This window comes from Acinetobacter baumannii, assembly GCF_009759685.1.
Taxonomy (GTDB): Bacteria; Pseudomonadota; Gammaproteobacteria; order Pseudomonadales; family Moraxellaceae; genus Acinetobacter; species Acinetobacter baumannii.
This window is the reverse complement of sequence record NZ_CP046654.1, coordinates 188,211-199,775: the sequence shown is the minus strand read 5'-3', so window position 1 is coordinate 199,775 and position 11,565 is coordinate 188,211. Positions and strand designations below refer to the sequence as shown.

Annotated in this window: 9 protein-coding genes; 7 read left to right on the top strand and 2 right to left on the bottom strand. The window is 39.9% G+C overall.

Going from position 1 to position 11,565, the window contains the following annotated elements; genetic code table 11:
• Positions 1–59: 59 nt before the first annotated feature.
• From hemE to GO593_RS01075, 4 genes are all read left to right on the top strand, one after another.
• Positions 60–1,133: a uroporphyrinogen decarboxylase gene (gene hemE, locus GO593_RS01090; RefSeq protein WP_000209397.1), complete on the top strand. Its 1,074-nt coding sequence runs from the start codon at positions 60–62 to the stop codon at positions 1,131–1,133.
• 6 nt (positions 1,134–1,139) lie between these two features.
• Entirely contained in the window at positions 1,140–1,934 is a 795-nt protein-coding gene (locus GO593_RS01085) for a DUF817 family protein (RefSeq protein WP_001199672.1), read from the top strand.
• Between the two features lie 145 nt (positions 1,935–2,079).
• On the top strand, positions 2,080–2,550 hold the full coding sequence (locus GO593_RS01080; protein WP_000914200.1) for a DUF3015 family protein: 471 nt from the start codon (positions 2,080–2,082) through the stop codon (positions 2,548–2,550).
• Between the two features lie 70 nt (positions 2,551–2,620).
• The gene (locus tag GO593_RS01075) at positions 2,621–4,504 is read left to right on the top strand and encodes an Lnb N-terminal periplasmic domain-containing protein (RefSeq protein WP_005143834.1); all 1,884 of its coding nucleotides are present in this window, start codon (positions 2,621–2,623) and stop codon (positions 4,502–4,504) included.
• Between the two features lie 68 nt (positions 4,505–4,572).
• Here GO593_RS01075 and GO593_RS01070 read toward each other — a convergent pair whose 3' ends face one another.
• Positions 4,573–5,724: an extended-spectrum class C beta-lactamase ADC-158 gene (locus GO593_RS01070; protein WP_001211227.1), complete on the bottom strand. Its 1,152-nt coding sequence runs from the start codon at positions 5,722–5,724 to the stop codon at positions 4,573–4,575.
• Between the two features lie 161 nt (positions 5,725–5,885).
• Complete coding sequence (gene folE, locus GO593_RS01065) at positions 5,886–6,434, bottom strand: GTP cyclohydrolase I FolE (RefSeq protein WP_001187842.1); 549 nt, start codon at positions 6,432–6,434, stop codon at positions 5,886–5,888.
• Between the two features lie 262 nt (positions 6,435–6,696).
• Here folE and xdhA point away from each other — a divergent pair, with 262 nt between their 5' ends.
• From xdhA to xdhC, 3 genes are read left to right on the top strand one after another with little or no spacing between them, the layout of a single operon-like run.
• Entirely contained in the window at positions 6,697–8,196 is a 1,500-nt protein-coding gene (xdhA, locus tag GO593_RS01060) for a xanthine dehydrogenase small subunit (RefSeq protein WP_000893693.1), read from the top strand.
• 1 nt (position 8,197) lies between these two features.
• Entirely contained in the window at positions 8,198–10,573 is a 2,376-nt protein-coding gene (gene xdhB, locus GO593_RS01055) for a xanthine dehydrogenase molybdopterin binding subunit (protein WP_001073019.1), read from the top strand.
• Between the two features lie 6 nt (positions 10,574–10,579).
• A complete protein-coding gene (xdhC, locus tag GO593_RS01050; RefSeq protein WP_001164230.1) occupies positions 10,580–11,563 on the top strand; it encodes a xanthine dehydrogenase accessory protein XdhC in 984 nt (327 codons plus the stop codon).
• The last annotated feature ends 2 nt before the right edge of the window (positions 11,564–11,565 follow it).

Sequence of the window (11,565 nt, the reverse complement as noted above, 5' to 3'; positions counted from 1 at the left end):
TTATAAAAACACTCACCTTTTGTTATGATGCTGCCACATGAAAAAGATAGAGATCGGCAATGACGACACTTAAAAATGATCGTTTCTTACGTGCTTTATTACGTGAGCCTGTAGATACCACTCCAATATGGATGATGCGCCAAGCAGGACGTTATTTGCCTGAATATCGGGAAACACGCTCAAAAGCTGGTGACTTTCTATCTTTATGCAAAAATACAGAGTTTGCTTGTGAAGTGACTTTACAGCCTTTGCGTCGCTACGATTTAGACGCAGCAATTTTATTTTCAGATATTTTAACTATTCCAGACGCATTAGGGCTTGGACTATATTTTGAAACTGGAGAAGGTCCGAAGTTTCATAAAACGGTACGTACTGAACAAGATGTGGCTAACTTACCTAAGCTTAATGCTAAAGCCGATCTTGATTATGTGATGAATGCAGTAAGTACGATTCGTTCTGCTTTAGGTGGACAAGTTCCACTGATCGGTTTTTCGGGTAGTCCTTGGACACTGGCGACTTATATGGTTGAAGGTGGTTCAAGCAAAGAGTTCCGTTTTACCAAGCAAATGATGTATGCGCAGCCGGAAGTTTTGCATGCGTTGCTCGACCATTTAGCAGATTCAGTCATTGACTACTTAAATGCGCAAATTGATGCAGGCGCTCAGGCAATTCAAATCTTTGATAGTTGGGGTGGGGCTTTAGCACACCGTGAATATGTAGAGTTCTCTCTTAACTATATGAAGAAGATTATCGCGGGCTTACAACGTGAAAAAGATGGACGCCGTATTCCAGTGATTGTGTTCACTAAAGGTGGCGGTCAATGGTTAGAACCAATGATCACGACAGGTGCCGATGCATTAGGGCTGGACTGGACGACACCATTAAATACGGCTCGAACCACGGTGGCAGGTCGTGTTGCCCTACAAGGGAACCTTGACCCGGCTGTTTTATATGGTTCGGCGGCTTCAATTGAAAAAGCTGTAAAAGCAATGTTAGATGATGCTTATGCAAACGGTGAGAAGACCGGTTACGTTGCTAACTTAGGGCACGGAATTACCCAATGGGTAGATCCGGCGCAGCCAAAAATCTTTGTAGATACAGTACATGAGTATAGTGCTAAATATCTAGGATAGTTTTTTGTGCAATATCTGTTTTTACCTCTTCAATTTATTGGCAAGGCTGTTTCGGCAGCCTTGTTTGGTATTTTGCTTCTCATCGCTTTTGCCCTAACTGCGTCGATGGGAAGCCATGAATATATGGGTTTTTATCGTTATGATTATTTACTCATATATGCACTGATTATTCAGATATGTCTCTTATATTTAAAACTTGAATCATGGGCAGAAGCCAAAGTTATTGCTTTATTTCATGTCATGGCGATGGCCATGGAAATATTCTTGACTCATCCTGCGATTGCTTCATGGCAATATCCGCAGCCTGCGGTATTTAAAATTTTGACTGTGCCTTTATTTGCAGGCTTTATGTACTCTGCCGTAGGTAGTTTTTTTGCACGCTCAATACGCCTGCTGCAAGTTTCATTTGAAAAACTTCCGAGTTTTGGAAGTATGCTTTTGCTCGCATTTTTCTCATATATAAACTTTATGAGTAAATTTTTTGTACCCGATATTCGCTATATTTTATTTGCCATCAGTGTTTTTATTTTTTGGAAAACAAAACTTTATTTCCAATTAAATGAGCATAAATTTAAAATCCCGATGTTGCCTGTATTGTTTACACTCGCTTTTCTGATCTGGATTGCTGAAAATATTAGTACCTTTTATAAAATCTGGCTTTATCCAAGTCAGGTAGAGGCTTGGCATATGGTGGGCTGGGGTAAACTTGGTTCATGGTATTTATTATTACTCTTAAGTTTAGTACTGGTGCTTAAAATATTAGGTCATCGAGATAATCAAGGTAACTGGAATTTAAGATAAATTTTTCTTTTACACTTTTTATCATATTATTTATTTTTTAATTGCTAAATGATTGGCTTATCGCTATCTTTAATATCGTGTAATAAGAATTACACATAACAATACATAAGAAACAATCAATAATGATTTTTGGAGATATACATCTATGTTAAAAAAATTAGCTTTAGCTGCTTTGTTAGCAGCTGGTTCAAGTGTTGCTATGGCTGATAACGATGTAGGTTGTGGTGTGGGTACGCAAGTATGGGCTGGCCAAAAAGGAGTGGTGCCTAAAATTCTTGCTGCAACAACAAACGGTATTTTTACTAACCAATTATTAGGTATTACTTTCGGTACTTTAGGTTGCCGTCAGGGTGGAACAGTTACAGCACAAGTTGTTACTTTCACAAATGAAAATGCAGAAGCTTTAGCGCGTGACATGGCTGTAGGCCAAGGTGAAAGCCTGAATGTACTTGCTGAGTTAATGCAAATCAAACCACAAGATAAAGACCGTTTCTTCAAAGTTTCAAAAGCAAACTTTGGTGAAATCTATTCAACAAACAACCAAAATACACTTCAAGTATTAGCATCATTACAAAACGTAATGGCTAAAGACGAAGTTTTAAAAGCTTACGTATAAATTTGAAATTGAAAACCCTGTCATTTGGCAGGGTTTTTCTTATATTTAATGATTAAAATTGATGAGCTTAATGAAATCGGTTGTTTTAATTTTTGCCTCTTTGGCAGTGAATATTGCGTATTCAGCAGAAACAAATCCATCTATTCAAAACTACTGGTCCATTGCAGAACAAAAAAAATTAGACCAAGACATTACATGGCAAAGGCTCATGTATGCCAATAAAAACCAGAAAAGTGAGGTCACTTATGCTGGCTATTTCCTATCAAAAAATGGAAAAAATAATTTAAAAGAAGAGCTGAAAGCAGACATCTCGGCATTATTTATACCTACGCAAGATAACCAGTCAATTCGTTGTAAATTTCCGGCACGCAGTCAGTGGCTTATACAGCAATTAGGCATTCAAGAAAATGAATTGCCGCAAGTAAAATGTTCAGAATTTGAAAACTGGATTGGGCAGATTAAGCCTTATAAAGCGACCCTAATTTACGCTACAGATTTTATGGGTAATCCAAGCTCAATGTTTGGCCATACCTTATTACGTCTAGATCCTAAAGATCAACAGCAGTTAAACCTCGTTTCTTATGCCGTAAACTATGCAGCAACTGTGGCAGGCAATGACAACTGGTCATATGCATGGAAAGGCTTAACAGGGCAATATCCGGGTGAATACTCACTTATGCCTTACTATCGTAAGGTAAAAGAATATGGTGATTTTGAGAGCCGTGATTTGTGGGAATATGAGTTAAATCTATCTCCAGAAGAAACGCGTTTTTTGGTGAGTCATATTTGGGAAATGCAACATGTAAGCTTCCCTTATTACTTTGTGAGTGATAACTGTGCATATCGGTTATTGGGCTTAGTCGATTTAGTTAAACCTGAATCTCATCTACAAGAAAAGTTTAACTACGCTTCTATTCCAATGGAAACCATTAAAGCGATGCAACAACAAGGACTCACCAAAGCTCCTGTGTATCGACCTGCTTTAGAAACTCAATTATTGGCCCAAGCTCACCAGCATGGCGCATCTTTAGCTAAAGTTGCTCATCAGTTAGCAATGAAGCCAATTAAAGAGTCTTCGGAAACACTTAAATCATTTAGCCCATCAGATCAGGCCAAAATTCTTGAGATGGCTTATGATGATTTATATCTACAGTTTATTGGCCGCAAAGTTGAAGAAAGCTTTGCTCAGCCACAGCTTAGACAGCTTTTAGCACTACGAAGTCAGATTGATTTAGACAAACAGCGCCAAGAACCTAAAAGACCATCAACCGAGCCGACTCAAGGCCATAATGCACGTAATGTTTCGTTAAAACTGGGCGAAGTGCAAGGTGACAAATTTATCGAGATAGGTCATAGACAGGCTTATCATGACTTAATAGATCCGCAGGGCGGATACCGTGCTGGTACTCAATTATTATTTTTAAATGGTAATGCACAGTGGCGAGATGATCATTTAAAACTAGAACGTCTTGATCTGTTAGAAGTGAACTCTTATAACCCGATTCAACCATTTAAAACTCCACTGACTTGGGGATTTAACTTAGGCTGGCGTCAGGAAGCGGTTCATGACGGTGTTTATAGTGATGAAAAGCAGCATGGCGTCGCGAGTTTTAATGCTCAGGTTGGTTACAGTCTTGCAGATTATGAGCGCAAACATATTTGCTATGGGCAGGTACAAACTTATGTCCAAGCGGGTTCAAATTTAGATAAAGGCTGGCGTGTGGGAGTAGGGCCGACATTAGGATGTATGAATCAGTGGTTTGAAAAATTTAACACTGTGGTACAAGTTGAGCTGCCATATTGGGAAGACCAAAACCAATGGAACTTACGGCTAAATACACAGTGGCAATATGCCATTAATAGTAATAATGCCATTCGCTTTAATTGGGATTATGAAAAACAAAATCATCTAGATTGGATGAAATCAAGCTTAGGATATGTTTGGTTCTTTTAAACCATGTACCTATAAAAAAAGAGAGAAATAGATGATGACTATTTCTCTCTTTTTATTTTAGGGAAAAATTATTTCTTTATTGCATTCAGCACAGCATAAGCTGCCTTAATGCGCTCTTCATTTGGAATACGTTTATTGGTTAACATGACTAAACCAATATTTTCTTTAGGAATAAACACTACATATGTTCCGAAACCGTTAGTTGAGCCAGTTTTATGGTACATCTTAACTGAAGGCTCTTTTGAAATAGCAGTCACTTTATTAGGTTTCATCACAATCTGTTCTGAATTACTGTCTAATAAAGTTTGTAACGTTGCCGGATAAGAAAACTCTTCCCAACCAAGCGCTTGATACATGGTATTTACTTGATAGCGACCTTGATGTGTTTCATTAATTGCCCGTTGAATATCTGTCGGATATTTCTGTGGGTTAAGGTTGGCATGAATAAAACTCAACATATCCGGTAAGGTGGATTTGACGCCGTATGCTGGGGCATCGAGTGGGCCGGGGTTAACTCGAATCGGCTGATTTTCTTGGTTATAGCCAAAAGCATAGTTTTGCATTTGGGTCTTAGGTACATTTACATAGCTATGTTTTAAGCCAAGGGCCGGAAAAATTGTTTTTTCTAAGACTTGGTCGAAAGGTTTATTCATAGACAAAGCTACAACCTTTCCAAATAGGCCAATACTTGGATTTGAATATTGTCTGTATTCACCGATTGGGTTTTTAGGTTTCCAGTCTTTGAAAAAAGTTAAAACTTGTTGGTCTGTTTGTACTTCATCTGGAAACTGCAAGGCAAGGTTACCACTTGTATACGTCGCGAGTTGAAGTAAGTTAACTTGGTCAATCGGTGTATTTTTTAGTTCTTTCCAATACTTACCAGGCGTATCGTCAAAAGAGATTTTTCCTTTATTTTTTGCATATCCACCTGCTGTCGCGGTAAATAATTTACTGACAGAACCTAGCTCAAAAATAGTACTGCTATTTACGGCTTTTTTATCTTGAACAGATTGAAGACCATAATACATTTCATACTTTTTATTATTTTGAATAACACCCACAGCCATACCTGGCACATCATATTTTTCTAATAACGGTTTAAAGTTTTGATCTACCAGTTTTTTAATTTCTTGGTCTTTTGGTGTATTGCCCGCATAAATTGAGGTACTAAAAATAAAAAGCGGGGATAAAAGTAGACAAGAAATTTTTTTAAATCGCATGATTAGCTCATAAATTATTTAAAAAGAAAGATGCCTACTTTTATAACAAAAATCACCTAATTCAATTGTTATGTTTTGTAGAATTGGATCGAAGTTTATCGCGTTCAGCGATAAAAAAAGCCCAACATTGTCGGGCTCTTATTTAGGCAGTAAAAACTATATTAGTAGCTTTCTGGTACTGCACTTAAGAATTCACGGCGCGCTTCTTTATCGGTTTTAAAATCTCCGACAAATGAAACTGTACGGGTGGTAGATTCTTGTTTACCTACACCACGCATCATCATACACATATGTGCTGAATCGATGACTACAGCGACACCACGAGCATCAGTGACTTCTGCAACAGCTTCAGCGATTTGCTGAGTCAGGTTTTCCTGAATTTGCAAACGACGAGCAAACATCTCGGTAATACGTGCAAATTTAGATAAGCCAAGAACTTTGCCTTCTGGTAAATAGGCAATATGAACACGGCCATAGAATGGAAGGAGATGGTGTTCGCAGAGCGAATAAAATTCAATATTCTTCACCAATACCATTTCATGGTTATCTGATGGGAAAACAGCATTATTGGTGACTTCTTCTAAAGTTTTACTATAGCCAGAAGTTAAATATGAAAAAGCTTTAGCCGCACGCACAGGCGTATCTTTAAGGCCGGGACGATTAAGGTCTTCACCGACGGCAGTCAGAATATTTGCGTACGATTGCTGCATTGACATAAGACGTATAAATTTACTCTATTAGACAAGCTCGGCATTGTATCAGAAACATGACCTGATGTTCATAAATCCTCGCACTATATTTATTTTGGTTTTTCCGTACGCTTGATAAAAGATGAATAAATTTCATGTTTTTTAACGTTAATAGTCAAGTGTTTGGACATGAAATGTGCGCTTAATATTGATAAGTTCTAAATGATCGCCTAATGGCATCATATTTGCACAGAAGCATTATTATAAAGCATAAGGATAAAACATGTTAGAACGTCCAATCACCTTCTTTTTCCGTGGTGGTCAGCAGCAAGTAGAAAATGTAGTACCTACAATGACGGTTTTACAATTTCTGCGAGAATATACTCAAACTGGTAAGACTAGGCAGACTGGTACAAAAGAGGGATGTGCTGAGGGCGATTGTGGTGCATGTACAGTAGTGATTGGTGAGTTGGTCAATGACAACCTGCAATTACGTAGTGTGAATGCGTGTATTCAGTTTTTACCAACTTTAGATGGTAAGGCCCTATTTACAGTAGAAGACCTTCATAGCTTATTGCCAGTACCAGATGGCACACTTCATCCGGTACAACAGGCGATGGTCGATATGCATGGTTCACAATGCGGTTTTTGTACACCTGGTTTTATCATGTCGTTGTGGTCAATGTATGAAAATGAACAACAGTCTCTAAGCAAAGATAAAATCAGTGATTATCTTTCTGGAAACTTATGTCGCTGTACAGGCTATCGCCCTATTTTAGATGCAGCACAAAAAGCTTATGACTATCCACGTGTTGTATTAGAACGTCAAAAAGTAATTGATGTATTAAAAGAGATCAGAACATTACCTGCATTGCATTTGAATGATCAAAAGCAGCAATTTTTTGCACCCAAGACTTTGCAGGATTTTGCTACTTTACGTTTACAGTTGCCGCAAGCACGTATTGTTGCAGGTAGCACAGATGTAGGTTTGTGGGTCACAAAGCAGGGCCGTGATTTGGGCGATATGCTTTATATCGGTCAAGTTGAAGAGCTGAAAAAGGTTGTAGTCACAGACCATGCTTTAACAATTGGAGCAAATGTAAGTTTGAGTGATGCACTCATTAAAATTTCAGATTTTTATCCCGACTTTCAAGAATTACAGCGCCGTTTTGCTTCCATGCCGATTAAAAATGCAGGAACACTAGGTGGAAATATTGCTAATGGTTCGCCTATTGGTGATTCAATGCCGGCATTAATTACGCTAGGTACACGATTGATTTTGCGTGTAGGTGAGCAGACTCGTGAAATTGCTTTGGAAGACTTTTATTTAGACTATCAAAAAACAGCATTACAACTTGGTGAGTTTGTTGAGGCGATTGTTATTCCGCTTCGCGAAGGGCAGACACGTTTTAAATTTGCCAGCTATAAAATTGCCAAACGTTTTGAGCAAGATATTTCTGCGGTATGTGCAGCCATTTCTTGCGAGTTAGATCCTCATTATATTGCTCACAATGTAAGAATTGCTTTTGGTGGCATGGCAGCTATTCCCAAACGTGCAAAATATGCAGAAGCCATATTAGAAGGCCAGCAAATTACAGCAGAATTGATCGTTCAGGCGCAGCAGGCATTGTCGCAAGACTATCAGCCTTTAGATGATGGACGTGCTAGCTCGGCATATCGTTTACACGTCGCGAAAAACTGTTTACAGCGTTTTTATGTAGAAAAAATCCTGTCTCAAACGATCACTCGTGTGAATGACTTGATTGCTATGGTGGAGATCTGACATGAATCAAAATATTGACTTAAGGGTTTCTAAAAAATCAGCTAAAGCAGGCGAATCGATTCCACACGAAAGTGCACATTTACATGTGACTGGGCAGGCAACCTATATTGATGATTTACCCGAGCTTGAAAATACCATGCATTTGGCAGTTGGATTTTCAAATTGTGCCAAAGGCAAAATCAGTAAGTTTGATTTGGATGCAGTACGTCAGGCTGAAGGTGTTTATGCAGTTTTTTCGGCAAAGGATATTGAGGTTGAAAATAATTGGGGACCAATTGTAAAAGATGACCCAATTTTTGCTGAAGAGCAGGTTGAGTTTTATGGACAAGCCTTGTTTGTCGTTGTTGCCGAAAGTTATCAACAAGCTCGTCAGGCAGTTCGCTTAGCACAAATTGAGTATGTGCCTGAAACCCCGATTTTAACGATTCAAGATGCGATTAAAAAAGAATCGTGGGTGTTGCCGCCTGTTGAATTTAGCCATGGTGAAGTTGAACAGGCATTTCAAAATGCAGCCCATCAACTTTCAGGTGCTATTGAGCTAGGCGGGCAAGAGCATTTTTATCTTGAAGGGCAAATTTCCTATGCGATTCCACAAGAAAATCAGAGTTTAAAAGTCTATTGCTCGACACAACATCCAACCGAAATGCAGTTACTGATTTGTCATGCATTAGGCATGAATATGCATCAGGTCAGCGTGGAAAGTCGCCGTATGGGTGGCGGTTTTGGTGGTAAAGAGTCACAGTCAGCGCAGTGGGCATGTATTGCCTCTTTGGCAGCACAAAAAACGGGCCGTCCGTGTAAATTACGCTTAGATCGTGATGATGACATGAGTGCTACAGGCAAACGTCACGGTTTTGCTTATGAGTGGTCTGTGGCTTTTGATGACAGTGGTGTTTTGCAAGGCTTAAAGGTACAACTGGCTTCAAACTGTGGTTTTTCGGCTGATCTTTCTGGGCCAGTGAATGAACGTGCGATTTGCCATATTGGCAATGCCTATTATCTAAATGCAGTTGAGCTATGTAACTTACGTTGTAAAACCAATACTGTTTCCAATACGGCATATCGTGGTTTTGGTGGACCGCAAGGTATGTTTGTCATTGAAAATATTATTGATGACATTGCGCGTTATTTAGGTTGTAATCCAGTTGAAATTCGTCAGCGCAATTTCTTTGCCGAGCAGCCCGGTGGGGGACGTGATCGTATGCACTATGGGGCAGAAGTCCGTGATAATGTTGCGCCAAAATTGGTAGCCGAACTATTGCAAAGTAGTGATTACGCGAAGCGTAGACAGACTATTCATGCCTTTAATCAGAACAATGACATCATTAAGCGTGGTATTGCGTTAACCCCATTAATGTTTGGTATTTCATTTAACGCCGTGCATTACAATCAGGCAGGTGCACTGGTCTATGTGTATATGGATGGTACTGTCGCGATTACACATGGTGGTACAGAAATGGGACAGGGGCTATATACCAAAGTACGGCAGGTTGCTGCACATGAGTTGGGTTTACCCATCGATAGCGTTCGTTTAATTGCAACCGATACTTCTCGTGTGCCAAATACTTCGGCAACTGCAGCATCGAGTGGCGCAGATCTAAACGGTAAAGCTGTTCAAAATGCCTGTATTAAAATTCGTGAGCGTCTGGCAAAACTTGCAGCCGAAATAAGTCAAAGTGAAGCTGACCAAGTCCAGTTTGAAGATAGTATGGTTTCAACAGCGAATGGTCATTCATGGACATTTCCTGACTTGGTTCAACGGGCATATATGGCACGTGTACAACTATGGGATAGTGGTTTTTATAAAACGCCAGAAATTCACTATGATCAGGTCAACCATTTAGGGCGTCCATTTTTCTATTATGCCTATGGTGCAGCGGTTAGCGAGGTCGCAATAGATACCTTAACTGGGGAAATGAAAGTATTACGTGCTGACATTTTGCATGACGTTGGGCAGTCAATTAACCCTGCAATTGATATTGGGCAAATTGAAGGTGGGTTTGTGCAAGGGATGGGATGGCTCACGACAGAAGAGTTGTATTGGCAGCCGCAGGGTCCACACGCAGGCCGATTATTTACCCATGCACCTTCAACTTACAAAATCCCGACCAGTGTGGACATTCCTCATATTTTTAATGTCAAACTATTTAATAATCAAAATCAGGCAGACACCATCTATCGCTCTAAAGCGGTAGGTGAACCGCCATTTATGTTGGCATTATCGGTTTTCTCTGCAATTCGTCAGGCAGTACAGGCGGCTATTCCAGAAAATGCACCGCTCGTACTCAATGCTCCGGCAACTGCCGAGGAAATTTTACGTGCAATTGCGATTGGACGGGGACAAGCTTTGGCTGCTCGCCCACAGGCTAAAATGTAGAAGATTATGCAACATTTACAATGGTGGACTGATTTTGTAGCGTGGCAAGCCGATGCGTTGCCTATGGTATTAGTCACAGTGGTCCGTGCAGATGGTTCAACACCACGAGAGGTTGGTGCAACGATGTTGTTGCGATTTAATTTGCAACAGCAATGGCAGCAGTCAGATACGATCGGTGGTGGGCATTTAGAGTTTCAGGCGATTGATATTGCTAAAGCAATGTTAAAAGAATCGGAAACTTGTGTGAGGCGTATTGAACGCTTTAACCTCAGTGCTCGGCTTGGGCAGTGTTGTGGCGGAGTAATGTGGTTATTGTTTGAAAAAATATTACCCGCTGAAATTGCGTCGGATTTATCTGGGAGTTTGCAAGCATGGCGAGCTGGAAAGCATATATGGCGTAATGTCTCATATCAATATGCATCCACTTGGCAAACGATGGATATGGAACAACAACCAAGTTTCGAGTTTCATTCTGGCAGCAGTGAAGAATGGCAATTTAGCCAGCAGATTCAACCAAATACCATGCAAGTGCTGATTTGTGGCGCGGGGCATGTGGCTGAAGCAATTGTCCGTTGTTTATTACCTATTGGTGTGAGGGTGAAATGGATTGATCCGCGTGATGATATTTTCCCATCCGATTTACTGGAACAGGCGTACTGTATAACAACTGATACCTTAGACGCCGAGATCGAACCTTTTGACCGTTCAGGTGCAGTTTTAATTTTAACGCACGATCATCAACTAGATCTGCAACTGTGTTTTACAGCCTTAAAACCTACGGCAAAACCATTTGCTTATGTTGGGATGATTGGCTCAAAAAGTAAAAGGGCCATTTTTGAAAAACGTATGCAGGTGCGAGGTTATACTCCGGAAACATTACAACGTTTGGTTTGTCCGATCGGGATAGACGGGATTTCATCAAAACAACCTGCAATGATTGCGATTGCAGTAGTTGCTCAATTATTACAGGTATTTGATGTAAAAAAATGATC

Coding starts and splice junctions, on each gene's coding strand:
- hemE (WP_000209397.1), top strand. CDS start 60: ATGACGACACTTAAAAATGATCGTTTCTTACGTGCTTTATTACGTGAG.
- GO593_RS01080 (WP_000914200.1), top strand. CDS start 2,080: ATGTTAAAAAAATTAGCTTTAGCTGCTTTGTTAGCAGCTGGTTCAAGT.
- GO593_RS01075 (WP_005143834.1), top strand. CDS start 2,621: ATGAAATCGGTTGTTTTAATTTTTGCCTCTTTGGCAGTGAATATTGCG.
- GO593_RS01070 (WP_001211227.1), bottom strand. CDS start 5,724: ATGCGATTTAAAAAAATTTCTTGTCTACTTTTATCCCCGCTTTTTATT.
- folE (WP_001187842.1), bottom strand. CDS start 6,434: ATGCAGCAATCGTACGCAAATATTCTGACTGCCGTCGGTGAAGACCTT.
- xdhA (WP_000893693.1), top strand. CDS start 6,697: ATGTTAGAACGTCCAATCACCTTCTTTTTCCGTGGTGGTCAGCAGCAA.
- xdhB (WP_001073019.1), top strand. CDS start 8,198: ATGAATCAAAATATTGACTTAAGGGTTTCTAAAAAATCAGCTAAAGCA.
- xdhC (WP_001164230.1), top strand. CDS start 10,580: ATGCAACATTTACAATGGTGGACTGATTTTGTAGCGTGGCAAGCCGAT.